The sequence below is a fragment of the Stappia sp. G46H5W genome (assembly GCF_058448995.1).
Map to the genome: position 1 here is coordinate 158,532 of NZ_JBZFLL010000006.1, position 17,907 is coordinate 176,438.

Consider the following 17,907-nt stretch of genomic DNA (forward strand, 5'->3'; position numbering starts at 1 on the left):
CTGGACATCGGGGGGACCTCTTGGCGTGCCACATCGCAAAAACAGGCGGCCGCCCGCAAGAAAAGCGGCCGCCGCCATCGTAGAGGGCGGCGGCGAAGTCGGGCAAGTCGGTAAAACCTGCGGCTGCAGGCATTGCCCCCGGCATTTGTCGCGGCCGGGCGGTCCGCCGGAGCGGCTGCCGGGCCGTGTCCCTACGGCGAGACGCAGGTCGCGGTCAGGCCGCCATCCACCACCAGCTCCTGCGCGGTGATGTAGCGGGCCTCGTCCGAGGCGAGGAACAGCGCCGCGTTGGCCGTATCCCAGGCATCGCCCATGTGCCCCATCGGGCACTGCGCGTCGCGCCGGGCGATCATCTCCTCTTCCCCGCCATAGGAGGCGGCGAGCGGCTTGCGGATCATCGGCGTGTTCATCAGGCCCGGCGACACGCAGTTCGCGCGGATGCCGAGCGGCGCGTATTGCAGGGCGATGTTGCGGGTGAGCCCGACGATCGCCGCCTTGGAGGCCGAATAGGCGGCATAGGGAAAGCCGATATAGCGCGAGGCGGCGATCGAGGCGACGTTGACGATGGCGCCGCTGCGCTGGCGCTCCATCACCGGCAGCACATGCTTGCAGGTGAGGAAGACGCTGGTCTGGTTGATGGCGATCACCCGGTTCCAGCTCTCCTCGGAGGCTTCCACCGGGCCGCCGGTTTCCGAGATGCCGACATTGTTGTGCAGGATGTCGATGCGGCCGAACTGCGCAAGGCAGGCCTCGACCATCGCCGCGACATCGGCGGAGTTCGAAACGTCCGCCCGCGCCGTCTCGCAGGTGCCGCCCTCGGAGCGGATGATGTCGCGCGTTTCGCCCGCCGCGCGCTCGTCGCGGTCGACGGCGAGGATGCGCGCGCCGTTCCGCGCAAAGAGAACCGCCGCCGCCTTGCCGTTGCCCCAGCCCTCTCCCGAGGAGCCGGCGCCGACGACGAGGGCGACCTTGCCGGCCAATCGGCCAGCCGAAGTATCTGTCATGTGGAAACCGTCCGTTCTGATGCCCTGACACGAAAAGACCGGGGCGGGCTCGGCCCGTCCCGGATCGCAAAGGAAAGGCCGGAGCGGATCGCGTCCGCTCCGGCCTGTCACGTTCAGCGGTTACTCGGCCGCTTCGCGCATGGAGAGGGCGTAGCGCTGCAGCGCATCGTCCTCGACCGGCTCGATCGGCGTGAAATCGCGATGAGCGATATATTCCGGCCGGGTCGGCTTGCGGATCGCGTTGGAGACGGTGGAGAGCGTCAGATAGACGATCTTGCGCGGGTAGGGCGTGATGTTGCCCGACGAGCCGTGCACCAGGTTGCCGTGATGGATCAGCAACCCGCCCGCCTTGCCGGTCGGGGCGACGATGCCGCCCTTGGCGGCGAGCTCGGTCACGGTGTCGTTGTCGAGCGTCCACAGGCCGTAGCTGGTGGTTGTGGTGTCGTATTCCGACTTGAGCTGGCCGTGGGTGTGCGAGCCGCCGATCAGCATGAGCGGGCCGTTGATCGGCAGCACGTCGTCGAGGAACACCGAGATGTTCATCGCCCGCGGCTCGGGCATGCCGTCATCCTTGTGCCAGGTGGGGAAGTCCTGGTGCCACTGCCAGACGTCGCCGGTGAAGGCGGCCTTCGCGTTCACCTTGAACTGGTGCATGTACAGTTCTTCGCCGAAGATCTGGCGCACCGGCTCGATGAGGCGGGGATGACGGCCGAGCAGACGGAACGCCTCGTTGTAGGTGTGGCAGGCGAAGGCCGTGCGCGGCGTGCCGTCCTTCTCGCGCCAGATCTCCTTGCGGTCCTCGTCGAAGATGCCGGATGCCGCCTCCCGCAGCACCTCGACCTCTTCCGGCGAGAACGCCTCGGGCAGGAAAAGATAGCCGTGGCGGTTGAATTCGTCCTGTTGTTCCTGCGTCAGCTTCATGTGGCGTTCCTCCTCTTGGGTCACGGCCTTCAGGCCGTGTTCTTCAAAACCTGCCTGGCGGTGAGGCGAGCCTCCGTTTCCTTGCCGGCATTTTCCGCATGGGCCCTTGCGGCGCCTTCCGCGGCTGCGTCGCCGGCCGCGATGAGCCGGGCGATCTCGTGATGGTGCTCCCAGGCGGATTCGCGGAAGCCGCCGATGTCGAGAACCAGCCGCATGGAGCGCATCATGTGCGAGAACTGCGGCTCGAGCGTTTCGGCGATCCGGCGGTTGCCGGACATGACGATGACCTGGTTGTGGAAGTCGACGTCGAGCGCGATGCGCTCCGCCACGGGCGTGTCGTCCCCGAAGCTCTCGGCCTGGCGCAGGATCGCGGCGAGCGTCTTGAGCTCGGCCTCCGGCATGCGGCCCTGCGCGACCCGCGCAGCCGCTAGGCCGGCGGCCAGCCCATCGAGCGCGGCGCGAACCTGATAGATCTCGCGAAGATGCGCCGGATCGATCTCCGTGACCTTGAGCCCCTTGCGCCCGGTCTCCTCCACCAGCCCGTCGCGCTTGAGCAGCTGCAGCGCATGGCTGACCGGCTGGCGCGACACGCCGAGGCGGTCGGCAAGCTCGGCCTGGCGGATGCGCTCGCCCGGCGCCAGCTCGGCCAGCGCGATGGCCTGGCGCAGCCGCTCGTAGACGCGGTCCACCAGGATCGGGCTCTGGTCGATGAGTTCCATGGGCATGCCTAGCGTCCTTCCCCTTACGGTCCTTGCGGACATCGCAACGAAGCGCAGCCGGCGCGAAAGCACCCGGGCCGATCCCGGGGGCTGGTTGTGCGGCCTGTCCGGCGCGATGCCGGGACAAGCTGACGGAACGCGCGCGCCGCCGCAATGCACCGCAGGTATGACATGGGAGGCCTGTTCGGCACACCCGGCGGCGCGACGTTCCGGGACGGACCTGTCCCTGTCCTGGCCGGGATGCGGCCAAGCTCTTCGTGACCTCCGCTGCGGCCGTTTCGGCTCCGCACCGTGCCGGATCCGTCCGGCGGGCAAGAAGCCGGACCGGCCGACGGTCTGGCGATGGGGCCAACGGAGCCCTGAGCGCCGGTGGTCCGGCGAAATCCGTGCGCCGCTCCTGCAGCGCGAGCCTTTCGTCCACCCCGGCGTCCGCTCCAGCCCGTCGGTCTTCGCCCGGTCGGAAGCGGTGGTTCGATCATGCAGGAATTCGGAATTCCAAATTCCAATAATGCAACCCTGCCCGAGCGGATCGGCGCTGTCAACAGTTTGGAATTCCGAATTCCATTTGAAGTGGTTCGGCCGTGGGCGGGGTGGAGGCGGCGGTAGAAGAGGACGCGTGCGCTTCGGGGTATCGGTTCCCGTGCCTTGGGCTGCTGCTTGGGAGGGGTGGGCGGTTGGCGCGAAGGAATGTGCAACCCGCTGAAGTAATGTCCCGAAGACGCAAGGCAGGCGCGCCGCATGGCATGCGCGGAAGGCGGGATGAAGAGCGGGAGATCGGCCGGGACATGCTGCAGGGTGGGGCTCTCCCTCCGGGTGATTTGCCGGCTCATGTGCTGAGATACCGCAGAGGCAGCGAGCGGCGCCGGACAGCGGGCACCGTGCCGGCAAGTCGTCGGTCGTACGGGCTCGGCCGGCGTCCTTGCGAGATTTCGCAGGAATTCCGTGCAAGGGGCGGCCCTCGCCCGGCTGCTGTTCAGCTTCTGGGGCGGCGGGAAGCGGCCGTGGATCAAGGAGGGGGCCGCCGGCTCTGCCTTAAAGGAAACTTCGCCGCCTCAAGGTCTTGACGCGGCTTGGTTTGTCATCCAGCCTTCACGCAGGACGCATAACAGACATCCGGTCCAGAACGGATGCAGATCGCGCCCCAGTGGAGGAACACAGATGACCATGCACATGACGAAGCTCGCCGGCGCTGCGAGCGTCGCCGCCTTGCTTGCCGGCCTCATCGCCGCAACGCCTGCGCAGGCCGAATTCAAGCTCGACAGCCGCTACACCGATGCCGATGGCGACCTGATCGCCGACATTCCGTCCGATCCGGCGCAGCAGATCGATCCCTCGACGCTGATCTTCGCCTATACCCCGGTCGAGGATCCGGCGGTCTATGCCGAGGCCTGGGCCGACTTCCTGGCCCATATGGAGAGCGTCACCGGCAAGAAGGTGCAGTTCTTCCCGGTCCAGTCGAACGCCGCCCAGATCGAGGCGATGCGCGCCGGCCGCCTGCACATCGCCGGCTTCAACACCGGCTCCAACCCGCTTGCCGTCGCCTGCGCGGGCTTCCGCCCGTTCACGATGATGGCCAAGGCCGACGGCAGCTTCGGCTACGAGATGGAAATCATCACCTATCCGGGCTCGGGCATCGAGAAGCCGGAAGACATAAAGGGCAAGACGCTTGCCTTCACCGCCGAGACCTCGAATTCCGGTTTCAAGGCGCCGTCCGCGCTGCTGAAGGCCGAATACGGCCTCGTCTCCGGCACCGACTACGAGCCGGCCTTCTCCGGCAAGCACGACAATTCGGTGCTCGGCGTCGCCAACAAGGACTATCCGGCGGCGGCCATCGCCAACTCCGTCATGCACCGCATGATCGAGCGCGAGGTGATCAAGCCCGAGCAGGTGGTCAGCATCTATAAGTCGCAGACCTTCCCGACCACCGGCTACGGCGTTGCCTACAACCTGAAGCCGGAGCTGCAGGAGAAGATCAAGGAAGGCTTCGCCACCTTCAAGTGGGAAGGCTCGTCGCTGGAGAAGGAGTTCTCCAAGTCGGGCGAGGCGCAGTTCATCCCGATCACCTTCAAGGACAACTGGTCCGTCATCCGTCAGATCGACGCGGCGAACGACGTTTCCTACAACTGCCAGTAAGATCGTGAGCGGGCGGACGGCGCGCGGGGGAGTGTCTTCCGCGTTGCCGTCCGTGTCCGCGCCCGCATCCCTGGCCGTTCCCTTGCGCGCGGCCCTTCGTGCGGCGCGCAGGGGCCGGCAGACCCGGCCGTGACGGCCCTCTCTCCCCCGGATCCCCGCATGCTGACAGTCGAAGCGCTTACCAAGACCTACAAGACCGGCGACAAAGCCCTCCGGTCGGTCAGTTTCACCGTGCCGAAGGGACAGGTCGTCGGCCTGATCGGGCCGTCCGGCGCCGGCAAGTCGACCCTCATCCGCTGCATCAACCGCTTGGTCGAGCCGACCGAGGGGCGGGTGCTGCTGAACGATCTCGACATCACCGGCCTGCCGGCGCGCGAACTGCGCCGCGCCCGCCGCCGCATCGGCATGATCTTCCAGGAATATGCCCTGGTGGAGCGTCTGACGGTGATGGAGAACGTGCTGTCGGGGCGCCTCGGCTATGTCGGTTTCTGGCGCTCCTTCCTGCGCCAGTTTCCCGGCGAGGACGTGGAGAACGCCTTCCGCCTGCTCGACCGTGTCGGCCTGATCGACCATGCGGACAAGCGCGCCGACGCCCTGTCGGGCGGCCAGCGCCAGCGCGTCGGCATCGCCCGCGCGCTCGCCCAGGATCCCGAGCTGCTGCTGATCGACGAGCCGACCGCCTCGCTCGATCCCAAGACCTCGCGTCAGATCATGCGGCTGATCGTCGAGATCTGCGCCGAGCGCGGCCTGCCGGCGATCATCAACATCCACGACGTGGTGCTGGCCCAGCAGTTCACCCAGCGCATCATCGGCCTGCGGGCGGGCGAGGTCGTCTTCGACGGCACGCCGGACCTGCTCGACGAAAGCGTGCTCACCCGCATCTATGGCGAGGAGGACTGGACCGCCATGCGCCGCGCGGCGGAAGAGGACGACCATGCCGAGCGCGACGCGGCCGAACGCATGGCCGGGATGGTCTGAGCCATGAGCGCGACCGCAAAGGCCTATCCCCGTCGCTGGCGCCGGTCGGCGACGATGATCCCCGATCCGCGCTGGCGCTACGGGATCTACACCGTCATCCTCGTCTATATGGTGCTGGCCATCGGCTCGATCGACGTCAACTGGGCCCGTGTCTGGGACGGGCTCGACCGGGGCTGGCGCTTCGTCCAGGGCTTCCTGCAGCCTGACTTCACCAGCCGCTGGAAGGACATCAGCAACGGCATGATCGAGAGCCTGACCATGACGGTCACGGCCACCGTCGCCGGCGTGCTGATCTCCATGCCCATCGGCATCGGCGCGGCGCGCAACATCGCCCCGCGCGCGGTCTACTACGTCTGCCGCGGCATCATCGCGGTGAGCCGGTCGCTGCAGGAGATCATCATCGCCATCCTGCTGGTCGCCATGTTCGGCTTCGGACCCTTCGCCGGCTTCCTGACCCTGTCCTTCGCCACCATCGGCTTCCTGGCCAAGCTTCTGGCCGAGGACATCGAGGACATCGACGAGGCCCAGGCCGAGGCGGTGCGCGCCACCGGCGCGTCCTGGTGGCAGCTGGTCAACTACGCGGTGCAGCCGCAGGTGATGCCGCGCCTGATCGGCCTGACGCTCTACCGCTTCGACATCAATTTCCGCGAGAGCGCGGTGATCGGCATCGTCGGCGCCGGCGGCATCGGCGCGACGCTGAACACCGCCATCGACCGCTACGAATACGACAGCGCCGGAGCGATCCTGCTGATCATCATCGGTGTGGTGATGTTCGCGGAATACTCCTCCAGCTATATCCGCAAGTGGGTGCAGTGACATGCCGGTGATCAAAACCGAAAACGGCCCGGTCTGGCTCCGCCGCACCCCGCAAGCCTCCTTGCGCCTGTGGGCCGCATGGTTCGTGTTCGTCGCCCTCACCGTCTGGTGCTGGCAGGTGATGACGAAGGACACGATCTGGGCCTTCGTCTATGACGCGCCGCAACAGGCGGCCGACATCGGCTCGCGCATGTTCCCGCCGCGGCTGAGCTATATCGACAAGCTGCTCTGGCCCTTGTGGGACACGATCAACATGGCGACGCTCGGCACCATGCTCGGCGTCGCCATCGCGACGCCCATCGCCTTCCTGGCCGCGCGCAACACCACGCCGAGCCTGCTGATCGCCCGTCCGATCGCGCTGTTCATCATCGTCGCCTCGCGCTCGATCAATTCGCTGATCTGGGCGCTGCTTCTGGTCTCGATCCTCGGCCCGGGCCTGCTCGCCGGCATCATCGCCATCGCGCTGCGCTCCATCGGCTTCGTCGGCAAGCTGCTCTACGAGGCCATCGAGGAAACCGAGCTGACGCAGATCGAGGCGGTGCAGGCGACCGGCGCCAGCGGCGCGCAGCTGCTCAACTACGGCTACTGGCCGCAGATCGCGCCGGCCTTCTGGGGCATCTCGGTGTTCCGCTGGGACATCAACATCCGCGAGAGCGCGGTGCTCGGCCTTGTCGGTGCCGGCGGTCTCGGGCTGCAGCTGCAGGCCTCGCTCAGCGTGCTGGCCTGGCCGCAGGTGACGACGATCCTGCTGGTCATCCTGGCGACAGTCGTGTTCAGCGAGTGGGTCTCGGCCAAGGTCCGCCACGCCATCATCTGAGGGGCAAGGCAACGGGTGGGCTTTCCGGCGGCTCCCTTGCGGGGCTATGCATGGGGGACGGGGCGGAGAGCACTCCGCCCGCTCCATCGCACCCCGGAGGATCGACCATGGCCGACACGCCCGTTCACATGCCCGTCCTGCGGCTCGCCGATCTCGATTGCGTCACCCAGGCCCATGGCGCAACGTTCGAGACGCGGTTCGCCGCCATCGCCGCGCCGCTCGGTGCGCGCCGCCTGGGCGCGCGCTATGTCGAGGTGCCGGCCGGCAAGAAGGCCTGGCCGTTCCACTGTCATCACGCCAATGACGAGATGTTCGTGATCCTGTCGGGCTCCGGCACGCTGCGCTATGGCGACAAGCGCCATTCCGTTGCCGGCGGCGACGTCGTCGTCTGCCCCGCCGGCGGGCCGGAGACCGCGCACCAGCTGATCGCCGGATCGGACGAGCCGCTGCGCTATCTCGCGGTCAGCACGATGAACGAGCCCGACGTGATGGAATATCCCGACAGCGGCAAGGTCACGGTCTTCGCCGGGGCTGCTCCCGGCGGCGACAAGGCGGCGCGCCGTGTCGCGCTCACCCTGCGCAAGGACAGCGCCGTCGACTACTGGGACGGGGAAGAGTAAGCCGCGAGGCGGCGGCGGGTCAGTCCCGCCGCTCCAGCGCCAGCCGCAGCCCGAAGCCGATCAGCACCGCGCCGGTCAGCCCGTCGAGCGTGCGGGTGACCGCAGGACGCCTGAGCAGGCCGGCGACGGGGCGGGTCGCCAGCGTCAGCAGCGCGAACCAGGCGGTGCCCATCGTCGCGTGGATCGCGGCGAGGCCTACGCTGAAGGCGACGACCGGAACGCCCTCGGCGGTGAACTGCGGCAGGAAGCTGATGTAGAACACGCCGACCTTGGGATTGAGCAGGTTGGTCAGCAGCCCGCGCCAGAACCAGCCACGGCCGCTGACGGCGCCATTGCCCTTCGCGCTTGCCGCCGCCGCGACCTGTTGCGCCCGTGTGGTCGACAGGGCCGCGCGCAGCATGCCGAAGCCGAGCCACAGGAGATAGAGCGCGCCGGCGATCCGCAGCAAGGTGTAGGCGGTCTCCGAGACCGCCAGAACCGCGCCGAGGCCGAGCGCGGCCATCAGCCCCCAGGCGAGAACGCCGGTGGAGACCCCGGCCCCGGCCAGCATGGCGCGGCGCGGCCCTTCCACGGCCGCTGTGCGCAGCACGAGTGCGGTATCGAGGCCGGGCGTCAGGGTGAGAAGCGCGGCGGCAACCGAAAAGGCGAGAACGGCGGAAAGCGGATCCATCGGCAGCATCCTGGCGAAAGCGGCGCCCGCAAGGGTGCAGGCACGATCCGTAAAGGGATCGCACGGCCCTGCCGGCCGGCCAAGCGGTTTTCCTTCAGCCCGGAGTGAGGCCTGTTCGCTCGAGGGAGCACGTGTCTGATCCCGGCTCAGCAGTTCTGCGTATTGCATGGCCACAGTGCGAGGGCCGATGCTTGCGCACCAACCAGATGCCCGCATGCGGGCGGGCTCCCGACATATGAGATCCGCGATGACCGCCACCGGACAGGATGCGCGCAAGGGATCGGCGCATCGTTCCGCCTCCCGACCGGCCGCCCTCGACCCGGCCGCCCTGTTCACCCCCAAGCTCGTGACCGTCCTCAGGGAAGGCTACGGCCTTGCTGCCCTGCGCGCCGACGCGGTTGCCGGCCTGACGGTCGCCATCGTCGCGCTGCCGCTCTCCATGGCCATCGCCATCGCCTCCGGCGTCACCCCGGCGCAGGGCCTCTACACCGCCATCGTCGGAGGCTTTCTCGTCTCCGCGCTGGGCGGCAGCCGCTTCCAGATCGGCGGGCCGGCGGGCGCCTTCATCGTGCTTGTCGCCGCCACGGTGATGCAGCACGGCGTCGACGGGCTGATCCTGGCGACCTTCCTGTCGGGCCTGATCCTGGTCGGCGTCGGGGCCTTGCGGCTCGGCACCTATATCAAGTTCATTCCCTGGCCGGTGACCGTCGGGTTCACCGCCGGCATCGCGGTAATCATCCTCGCCTCGCAGGTGAAGGACCTGCTGGGCCTGACGCTGGCCGGGCCCGAGCCCGGCCCCTTGCTGGAAAAGCTGCCGGTGCTGTGGCGGGCCCTGCCGGGCCTCGATCCGGCAGCGGCGTTGCTTGCCGGCGGCACCATCGCCGTGATCCTCGTGCTGAAGCGCTGGCGGCCGCACTGGCCGGGCCTGCTGATCGCCATCGTGCTCGCCTCCCTTGTCACCTGGGCAGCCGGTCTGCCGGTCGCCACCATCGGCTCGCGCTTCGGCGGCATCCCGAGCGGGCTGCCGGTGCCGGCCCTGCCGGATCTGTCGATGGAGAAGATCCTCGCCGTGCTGCCGGCGGCCGTTTCCTTCGCGCTGCTCGGCGCCATCGAATCGCTGTTGTCGGCGGTGGTCGCCGACGGCATGAGCGGGCGCCGCCACCGCTCCAATTGCGAGCTTGTCGGCCAGGGCGTTGCCAATATGGGCTCGGCGCTGTTCGGCGGCTTCTGCGTCACCGGCACCATCGCCCGCACCGCGACCAATGTGCGTGCCGGCGCCATTGGCCCGGTCGCCGGCATGCTGCATGCCCTGTTCCTGCTGGCCTTCATGCTGCTGGCCGCGCCGCTCGCTTCCTATATCCCGCTGGCGAGCCTTGCCGGCCTGCTGGCCGTGGTCGCCTGGAACATGGCCGAGCGCCACGCCATCGCCGTGCTGCTGCGCACCTCGCGGGGCGATGCCCTGGTCTTCGCGGTGACCTTCCTGCTGACGATCTTCCGCGACCTGACCGAGGCCATCGTCACCGGCTTCGCGCTCGGCTCGGTGCTGTTCATCCACCGCATGTCGCAGATCGCCGGCGTGCGCCGCCTGCCGCTGGTCTCGGAAGACCGGGCGGACACCAGCGCCGACGGCGGCCTGCCCTATGACGGCTCGGCGGCCGATCCGCAGGTCGTGGTCTATCGCATCACGGGGGTGTTCTTCTTCGGCGCGGCGTCGTCCATCGGGTCGGTTCTGGAGAGCATTTCCGACACGCACAGGGCGCTGGTGGTCGATTTCTCGGCCGTGCCCTTCCTCGATTCAACCGGAGCGAACACGGTCGCAGGCCTTGTCGACAAGGCTTCGCGGCGCGGCGTTTCGGTGGTTCTGTGCGGTCTGGAGGAGAGCCTGCGCCGCCCGCTGGAGGCGCAGGGCGTGAGGGCGCCGAAAGTGACCTTCGCCGCCAGCGTGGAGGCGGCGCTTGCAGAACTGGAAGCGGGCGCGAAGAGCTGAGGCGGAAGAGGGGTCAGGAGGTCCGACGGTAGACCCACACGCGTGCGGGCGGCAGGTTCTTGACGATCCAGCCCGTGCGCTGCACCGAGAAGGTCTCCGGCTCCGGAGCGATCGGCGGCACCAGGGCATAGGAGAACTGGATGAACGGGGCGCCGGGCTGCAGCAGCTCGAACGCCTGCATCAGGAGCGCGCGGCGCTCTTCCTTGGGACGCGAGAACAGCGGCATGGAGGAGACGATGCTCGCCAGCGAGCCGGGCTCCACATCGGCCAGCGTGTCGCGCAGCCGGTAGGCGTCGCCCTGCACGATGGCCATGTCGCCGTAGCGGCGCGCCAGAAGGCGGCAGAAGTCGTCGCTGTATTCCAGCGCGATGACGCGGCTTTGCGGAATGCCGCGCTCGAGAATGGCATGGGTGACGACGCCGGTGCCCGGGCCGAGCTCCAGCACCGGGCCGGGGCGCTCGACTTCCACGAAGCTGGCCATGCGGCGGGACAGGTCGGGACCGGAGGGGCTCACCGCACCGGTGGTCAGCGGCTTTTCCGCCCAGTTGCGCAGGAAACGGAACTCGTCGGCAATCTTGGCCGAGAGGCCTTTGACCTTGCGGGCAGAAACGTCGTGCATGCTGAAATCCATCCCTTTTGAAACCCGGAGGCAGGCCCGTAGCATGCTCCGCTCGCGAAAGTGGTCCCCGGCCGTGGTGAAATCAAGGCAAGGCTGGTTGCGCGAGCGGTTTTAATCGCCGCTGACATTGTCCGGGCGCATGAAGACGAAGGCAAGCTTGTTGCCGTCGGGATCGCGCGCATAGCCGCCGAAGAAGGCGGGGCCGTATTGCGGACGGGGGCCCGGAGCCCCCTCGTCGCTGCCGCCATTGGCAAGGGCCGCTGCGTGAAGCTGCCGGACCATCGTCTCGGAGGAGGCACGCAGGGCGAGCATTGCGCCATTGCCGACCGAGGCGGGGGCGCCGTCGAACGGCGCTCCGACGACCAGGGCGCCGCGTGCCGGATCGTCGAACGAGCCCCATGCCGCGCCGGTCTCGCCGCTCCAGCAGCGCGGCGCGCCGAGGATGTCCATCAGGGCGTCGTAGAAGCGGCTTGCCTGGGCAAGGTCGCTGGTGCCGAGTGTCGCATAACAGAACATCGCCAGCCCCTTGCCGTGTCAGGCTGTCCCTCTCGGGACGGCTCAGTTTCCGAGATTGTCGAGGAAGTCCTTCACCCTGGAGAAGAAGCCGCTCGATTCGGGATGGGTCTCGCCGGAGGATTCCTGCTCGAACTCTGCGAGCAGCTCGCGCTGGCGGCGGGTCAGGTTGGTCGGCGTCTCGACCGTCACCTGGATATAGGCGTCGCCGAACTGCTGCGAGCGCATGACCGGCATGCCCTTGCCCTTCAGGCGGAACTGCTTTCCGGTCTGGGTGCCTTCAGGCACCTTCACCCGCATGGTCTCGCCGCCGAGCGTCGGCACCTCGAACTGGCCGCCGAGCGCGGCGGTCGTCATCGACACCGGCACGCGGCAGTAAAGGTCCGCCCCGTCGCGCTGGAAGAAGGCGTGCGGGCGGATCGACAGGAAGATGTAGAGATCGCCGGAGGGGCCGCCGCGCAGGCCGGCCTCGCCCTCGCCGCCGAGACGGATGCGGGTGCCGTCCTCGATGCCGGCGGGAATGTTCACCGACAGGGTGCGGTTGACGGTGCGCCGGCCGGCGCCCTGGCAATCGGGGCAAGGATCGGAGATCACCTGGCCGCGCCCCTGACAGGCGGTGCAGGTACGCTCCAGCGTGAAGAAGCCCTGGGAGGCGCGCACCCGGCCCGAGCCGCCGCACATGCGGCAGATGGTCGGCGAGCTGCCGGGCTTGGCGCCGGAGCCGGTGCAGGTCTCGCAGGTGATCGAGGTGGGCACCTCGATTTCCACGGTCTTGCCCGCATAGGCTTCCTCGAGCGAGATCTCGAGATTGTAGCGCAGGTCCGCGCCGCGATCGCGCCCGCCGCGCCGTCCGCCGGACATGCCGAAGAACTCGTCGAAAATGTCCGACATGGCCGAGGCGAAGTCGCCGGGACCGCCGCCGCGCCCGCCGCCGAAGCCGCCGTTTTCGAAGGCGGCATGGCCGAAGCGGTCATAGGCGGCGCGCTTCTGCTCGTCCTTCAGCGTGTCGTAGGCTTCGCTGATTTCCTTGAAGCGGTTCTCCGCCTCCGCGTCGCCCGGATTGCGGTCCGGGTGATATTGCATGGCCAGCTTCCGGTAAGCGCTCTTGAGCACCGTTCCGTCCGCGTCGCGGGCAACGCCCAGGACCTCGTAGTAGTCACGCTTTTCCATCAGGATGTCCCATCGCTTCGCCCCGCGCGAAGGCGCAGCAGGGCGTTCAGCCGCGTGCGGCTGGCAAGTTCGTATCCGTTGTCGAGGCAAAGGCGCACGACGGGGGGCAGCTCCTCGCGCTTGCCGGCCTCCACCACGATCATCCGCGGCCACAGGCCGGCGGGAGCTGCAGTGAACAGGCCGCGCAGGGCCGCCTCGTCATGCCCCTCCAGATCCACCTTCATCGCGTCGATGCGGGCGATGCCGCGCCGGGCGCAGATCTCGTGGATCGGCAGGATCTCGAACGTGTCGGCTTCGCCCTCGCCGGCGGCACGCACCTGGTGCTCGCCGCGATTGCCCTCATGCGCCAGCATGGCGCCGCGCCCGGCATGCTCGCCGACGGCGCAGGCCGCGACCATGACGCTGTCGCCGGCATCCGAGGCCGCGATATTGGCTTCCAGCCGCGACCGTGTGCCGACGTCCGGCTCCACCGCCAGCACCACCACCTCGCGCGACAGCTCGCGTGCGACGCTGACCATCCACAGGCTGTAGAGGCCGACATTGGCGCCGAGATCGAGGAAGACGAAGGGGCTGGAGGGGGAGGCGGCGAAAGCCTCGCGCAGGGCCTCGCGCTCGGCCCGGTCGAACAGCTGCGGGCCGGCGACGGCGCGCTTTTCGCAGCGGTTGCCGGCCGGGTAGAGCCGTGCCCGGATCTGCGGGAAGACCTCGACGTCGAACGGGCCGGGCTTGCCGCCCGTCACGATCCGGCGCAGCAGCGACACGCCGATGCGGCCCAGCCGGTTGCCCGGCAATACGCCGGCAAGGCGGCGCGCCGCCCTTGCGAGCGGCGGCAGCGCATGGGTGCCGTAGGGCGGTTCGAGCGTCGGCTGCCTCATGCCCGGATGTCACTCTCCAGCGTCTTGGTCGCGCCGGCTCGTGCCGGCGGCGGAAGGTCCGCCGGGGGCGGCGGACCGGATCACAGTCCCTTGAATAACGGCAAGGGCAGCCGGACGAAAGGCCCGCTGCCCCTTGCGGCCGGACCTTTGGGCCCGGCAGGCCGGCGGCGCGGTGCGTCCCGAAAACAGGGAGGCTGCGCCGCCGGTCAGTCAGGTCAGGCGGACTTCTTGTCGTCCTCGTCGCGCACTTCCTCGAAGTCCGCGTCGACAACATCGTCATCCGCCTTGGAGGCGTCGTCGCCACCGGCAGCCTCGCCGGCTTCCTCGGCTGCCTGGGCCGACTTGTACATCGCCTCGCCGAGCTTCATCGAAGCTTCGGCCAGCGCCTGGGTCTTGGCCTGGATATCCTCCAGGTTTTCGCCCTCGAGCGCCGTCTTGAGGTCGGCCAGAGCCGTCTCGATGGCACCCTTCTCGTCGGCCGAGACCTTGTCGCCGTAGTCCTTCAGCGACTTCTCGGTCGAGTGGAGGAGTGCCTCGCCCTGGTTCTTGGCCTCGACGAGCGACTTGCGCTTCTTGTCCTCGTCGGCATGCGCCTCGGCGTCCTTCACCATCTTCTCGATGTCGGCGTCGCTGAGGCCGCCCGAGGCCTGGATGCGGATCTGCTGCTCCTTGCCGGTGCCCTTGTCGCGCGCCGACACGTTGACGATGCCGTTGGCGTCGATGTCGAAGGTCACCTCGACCTGCGGCACGCCGCGCGGCGCCGGCGGGATGCCGACCAGATCGAACTGGCCGAGCAGCTTGTTGTCCGCCGCCATCTCGCGCTCGCCCTGGAAGACCCGGATCGTCACCGCGGTCTGGTTGTCCTCGGCGGTGGAGAAGGTCTGGCTCTTCTTGGTCGGGATCGTCGTGTTGCGATCGATCAGACGGGTGAAGACGCCGCCCAGGGTCTCGATGCCGAGCGACAGCGGGGTCACGTCGAGCAGCAGCACGTCCTTGACGTCGCCCTGCAGCACGCCGGCCTGGATCGCCGCGCCCATGGCCACGACCTCGTCCGGGTTCACGCCCTTGTGCGGCTCCTTGCCGAAGAAGGTGGTCACGACCTCCTGGATCTTCGGCATGCGGGTCATGCCGCCGACGAGAACGACCTCATCGATCTGGCCCGCGGCGATGCCGGCATCCTTGAGCGCGGCCTTGCACGGCTCGATCGTGCGCTGGACGAGATCCTCCACGAGGCTCTCGAACTTGGCGCGGGTCAGCTTCATCGTCAGGTGCTTCGGCCCGGAGGCGTCGGCGGTGATGAAGGGCAGGTTGATCTCGGTCTGCGACGACGAGGACAGCTCGATCTTGGCCTTCTCGGCCGCCTCCTTGAGGCGCTGAAGCGCGAGCTTGTCGTTCTTCAGGTCGATGCCCTGGTCCTTCTTGAACTCCGAGGCGAAGTAGTCGACGAGGCGCATGTCGAAGTCCTCGCCGCCGAGGAACGTGTCGCCGTTGGTCGACTTCACCTCGAAGACGCCGTCGCCGATCTCCAGGATCGACACGTCGAACGTACCGCCGCCGAGGTCATAGACCGCGATGGTCTTGCCGTCGTTCTTGTCGAGACCGTAGGCGAGCGCTGCCGCCGTCGGCTCGTTGATGATGCGCAGCACCTCGAGACCGGCGATCTTGCCGGCGTCCTTGGTGGCCTGGCGCTGGGCGTCGTTGAAATAGGCCGGAACGGTGATGACCGCCTGCTCGACCTTCTCGCCGAGATAGCTTTCGGCGGTTTCCTTCATCTTCTGCAGGATGAAGGCGGACACCTGCGAGGGAGAATACTTCTCGCCGCTCGCCTCGACCCAGGCATCGCCGTTGTCGGCGCGCACGATGTTGTACGGGACGAGCTTCTTGTCCTTCTCGACGGTCGGGTCTTCGTAGCGGCGGCCGATCAGGCGCTTCACCGCGAAGAGCGTGCCGGTCGGGTTCGTGACCGCCTGGCGCTTTGCCGGCTGGCCGACGAGCCGCTCGCCGTCGTCGTTGAAGGCGACCATGGACGGGGTCGTCCGCGCGCCTTCGGAATTCTCGATGACCTTGGGAGTCTTGCCGTCCATGACGGCGATGCACGAGTTGGTCGTGCCGAGGTCGATACCAATGACCTTTGCCATATTACCCTCTCTTTCCAGCAAGCCGGTCGGACCCGTTACGGCATCGGACCGGCCCCTCTTTTCGGTTCATGGTGACGGACCGGCCGCGGGGCAGGCCCGCATGTCGGAACACGTCGGCAGAACGTGACCGCTATATATGTTGGGCGCTTGCGCATCGCAAGGCTGGCGCGCCGGGCAGATCCATCGCCCTCTCTGGCGCGCATGTGCGCCGGCAGCCGGCTCACGATAGCAGGAAATGGCGGCGGACTGCCCATGTTGCAATGCAGCGCAAACCTCCGTAGAAGTGCCGCTACGTAGTCCGCCGGAGGGCGGCCTTGCATTCCTTGCGCCCTCTCGCGCCCTGTCGCCCCGGGTGCCGGCCCTCCACGACCCGAACTCATCGCATGGCGGCGCTCCGGCGCTGCCCGGCACCAGACCGGATGGCCTGATGTTTTCCCTGTCCGCCTATGCGCAGGACTGGACCGGCAATGTCCGCAAGGACCTCTTGGCCGGCCTCGTCGTCGCGCTTGCCCTCATTCCCGAGGCGATCGCCTTTTCCATCATCGCCGGCGTCGACCCCAAGGTCGGCCTCTATGCCTCCTTCTCCATCGCGGTGATCACCGCCGTGGTCGGCGGCCGCCCCGGCATGATCTCCGCCGCCACCGCCGCCACCGCCGTGCTGATGGTCACGCTGGTGAAGGAGCACGGCCTGCAATACCTGCTCGCCGCAACCGTGCTGGCCGGCCTGTTGCAGATCATCGCCGGCCTCCTGCGGCTCGGTGCGGTGATGCGCTTCGTCTCGCGCTCGGTGATGACCGGTTTCGTCAACGCGCTCGCCATCCTGATCTTCATGGCGCAGCTGCCCGAGCTGATCGGCGTGACCTGGCTGACCTATGTGATGGTCGCAGCCGGCCTTGCCATCATCTACCTGTTTCCGCGCCTGACGACGGCGGTTCCCTCGCCGCTGGTCTGCATCCTGGTGCTGACCGCGCTTACCCTGGCGCTGGGGCTGGACGTGCGCACGGTCGGCGACATGGGCGCGCTGCCCGACACGCTACCCGTCTTCCTGATCCCCGACATTCCGCTGACCCTCGAGACGCTGCTGATCATCCTGCCCTATTCGGCGGGCGTTGCCGCGGTCGGCCTGCTCGAATCGCTGATGACGGCGGCCATCGTCGACGATCTTACCGACACGCCGAGCGACAAGAACCAGGAATGCATTGGCCAGGGCATCGCCAATGCGGCGACCGGCTTCATCGGCGGCATGGCCGGCTGCGCCATGATCGGCCAGTCGATGATCAACGTGAAGTCGGGTGGGCGCGGGCGCCTGTCGACCTTCGCGGCCGGCGCGATCCTGCTGTTCCTGATCGTCGTGCTGGGCGAGTGGGTCGGCCGGATCCCGATGCCGGCGCTGGTGGCGATCATGATCATGGTGTCCGTCGGCACGTTCAGTTGGTCCTCGATCCGCAATCTGAAGGACCATCCGCGCTCCTCCTCCATCGTCATGGTGGCGACGGTGGCCGGCGTGGTGCTGACCCACAATCTCGCCATAGGCGTGCTGATCGGCGTGCTGCTGTCCGGCATCTTCTTCGCCTGGAAGATCGCGCAGATCTTCCGCGTCACCTCCAGCCTGTCGGCGGACGGGCGTACCCGCACCTATGTGGTCGAGGGGCAGGTGTTCTTCGCCTCGGCCGAAGCCTTCACCAAGGCTTTCGACTTCCGCGAGGTGCTGGAAAAGGTGATCATCGACGTCAGCCGGGCGCATATCTGGGACATCTCGGCGGTGGCCTCGCTCGACATGATCGTGCTGAAGTTCCGCCGCGAGGGCGCCGAGGTCGAGATCGTCGGCATCAACGAGGCGAGCGAGACCATCGTCGACCAGCTCGCCATCCACGACAAGCCGGGCGCGCTCGAACGCCTGATGGGCCATTGAGCCGAGCGGAGGACA

16 protein-coding genes are annotated in these 17,907 nt (G+C 67.9%); 7 read left to right on the forward strand and 9 right to left on the reverse strand.

The features are described from left to right. Positions 1-191: 191 nt before the first annotated feature. The 3 genes from ACVJ6E_RS19015 to ACVJ6E_RS19025 form a co-directional block, all read right to left on the reverse strand. Positions 192-1,004, reverse strand: coding sequence for an SDR family oxidoreductase (locus ACVJ6E_RS19015; RefSeq protein ID WP_120270593.1), 813 nt, complete (start codon positions 1,002-1,004; stop codon positions 192-194). Between the two features lie 120 nt (positions 1,005-1,124). Continuing rightward, the gene (locus ACVJ6E_RS19020; protein WP_120270592.1) at positions 1,125-1,925 is read right to left on the reverse strand and encodes a phytanoyl-CoA dioxygenase family protein; all 801 of its coding nucleotides are present in this window, start codon (positions 1,923-1,925) and stop codon (positions 1,125-1,127) included. A gap of 29 nt (positions 1,926-1,954) precedes the next feature. Continuing rightward, positions 1,955-2,650 carry a GntR family transcriptional regulator gene (locus ACVJ6E_RS19025; RefSeq protein ID WP_199681523.1) on the reverse strand — a complete coding sequence of 232 codons (696 nt, stop codon included), beginning with the start codon at positions 2,648-2,650 and terminating at the stop codon, positions 1,955-1,957. A gap of 1,164 nt (positions 2,651-3,814) precedes the next feature. Between ACVJ6E_RS19025 and phnD the strand changes: the two genes are divergently transcribed. From phnD to ACVJ6E_RS19050, 5 genes are all read left to right on the forward strand, one after another. Further along, positions 3,815-4,777, forward strand: a complete 963-nt coding sequence (phnD, locus tag ACVJ6E_RS19030; protein ID WP_120270752.1) for a phosphate/phosphite/phosphonate ABC transporter substrate-binding protein — start codon at positions 3,815-3,817, stop codon at positions 4,775-4,777. Positions 4,778-4,936: 159 nt separating this feature from the next. Next, the gene (phnC, locus tag ACVJ6E_RS19035; RefSeq protein WP_120270591.1) at positions 4,937-5,755 is read left to right on the forward strand and encodes a phosphonate ABC transporter ATP-binding protein; all 819 of its coding nucleotides are present in this window, start codon (positions 4,937-4,939) and stop codon (positions 5,753-5,755) included. 3 nt (positions 5,756-5,758) lie between these two features. Next, entirely contained in the window at positions 5,759-6,571 is an 813-nt protein-coding gene (gene phnE, locus ACVJ6E_RS19040; RefSeq protein WP_120270590.1) for a phosphonate ABC transporter, permease protein PhnE, read from the forward strand. Between the two features lies 1 nt (position 6,572). Continuing rightward, on the forward strand, positions 6,573-7,388 hold the full coding sequence (phnE, locus tag ACVJ6E_RS19045) for a phosphonate ABC transporter, permease protein PhnE (RefSeq protein WP_120270589.1): 816 nt from the start codon (positions 6,573-6,575) through the stop codon (positions 7,386-7,388). Between the two features lie 107 nt (positions 7,389-7,495). Beyond that, positions 7,496-8,008 carry a cupin domain-containing protein gene (locus tag ACVJ6E_RS19050; RefSeq protein ID WP_199681521.1) on the forward strand — a complete coding sequence of 171 codons (513 nt, stop codon included), beginning with the start codon at positions 7,496-7,498 and terminating at the stop codon, positions 8,006-8,008. A 19-nt stretch (positions 8,009-8,027) separates the two neighbouring features. Here ACVJ6E_RS19050 and ACVJ6E_RS19055 read toward each other — a convergent pair whose 3' ends face one another. Then, positions 8,028-8,678: a LysE family translocator gene (locus ACVJ6E_RS19055; protein WP_120270588.1), complete on the reverse strand. Its 651-nt coding sequence runs from the start codon at positions 8,676-8,678 to the stop codon at positions 8,028-8,030. 247 nt (positions 8,679-8,925) lie between these two features. Here ACVJ6E_RS19055 and ACVJ6E_RS19060 point away from each other — a divergent pair, with 247 nt between their 5' ends. Then, positions 8,926-10,665, forward strand: a complete 1,740-nt coding sequence (locus tag ACVJ6E_RS19060) for a SulP family inorganic anion transporter (RefSeq protein ID WP_120270750.1) — start codon at positions 8,926-8,928, stop codon at positions 10,663-10,665. Between the two features lie 13 nt (positions 10,666-10,678). Here the strand turns inward: ACVJ6E_RS19060 and ACVJ6E_RS19065 are convergent, their stop codons facing one another. The 5 genes from ACVJ6E_RS19065 to dnaK all read right to left on the reverse strand — a co-directional run bounded on the left by ACVJ6E_RS19065 (position 10,679) and on the right by dnaK (position 15,980). Then, positions 10,679-11,284 carry a class I SAM-dependent methyltransferase gene (locus tag ACVJ6E_RS19065; RefSeq protein WP_120270749.1) on the reverse strand — a complete coding sequence of 202 codons (606 nt, stop codon included), beginning with the start codon at positions 11,282-11,284 and terminating at the stop codon, positions 10,679-10,681. A gap of 111 nt (positions 11,285-11,395) precedes the next feature. Beyond that, positions 11,396-11,800: a VOC family protein gene (locus ACVJ6E_RS19070; protein WP_120270587.1), complete on the reverse strand. Its 405-nt coding sequence runs from the start codon at positions 11,798-11,800 to the stop codon at positions 11,396-11,398. A gap of 42 nt (positions 11,801-11,842) precedes the next feature. Further along, entirely contained in the window at positions 11,843-12,967 is a 1,125-nt protein-coding gene (gene dnaJ, locus ACVJ6E_RS19075; protein ID WP_120270586.1) for a molecular chaperone DnaJ, read from the reverse strand. Then, positions 12,967-13,842 carry an FkbM family methyltransferase gene (locus ACVJ6E_RS19080; protein ID WP_120270585.1) on the reverse strand — a complete coding sequence of 292 codons (876 nt, stop codon included), beginning with the start codon at positions 13,840-13,842 and terminating at the stop codon, positions 12,967-12,969. The genes dnaJ and ACVJ6E_RS19080 overlap by 1 nt, the downstream gene beginning before the upstream one ends. Before the next feature lie 215 nt (positions 13,843-14,057). Beyond that, positions 14,058-15,980, reverse strand: coding sequence for a molecular chaperone DnaK (gene dnaK, locus ACVJ6E_RS19085; protein WP_120270584.1), 1,923 nt, complete (start codon positions 15,978-15,980; stop codon positions 14,058-14,060). Positions 15,981-16,407: 427 nt separating this feature from the next. Between dnaK and ACVJ6E_RS19090 the strand changes: the two genes are divergently transcribed. Continuing rightward, positions 16,408-17,892: a SulP family inorganic anion transporter gene (locus ACVJ6E_RS19090; RefSeq protein ID WP_120270583.1), complete on the forward strand. Its 1,485-nt coding sequence runs from the start codon at positions 16,408-16,410 to the stop codon at positions 17,890-17,892. Positions 17,893-17,907: the final 15 nt, after the last annotated feature.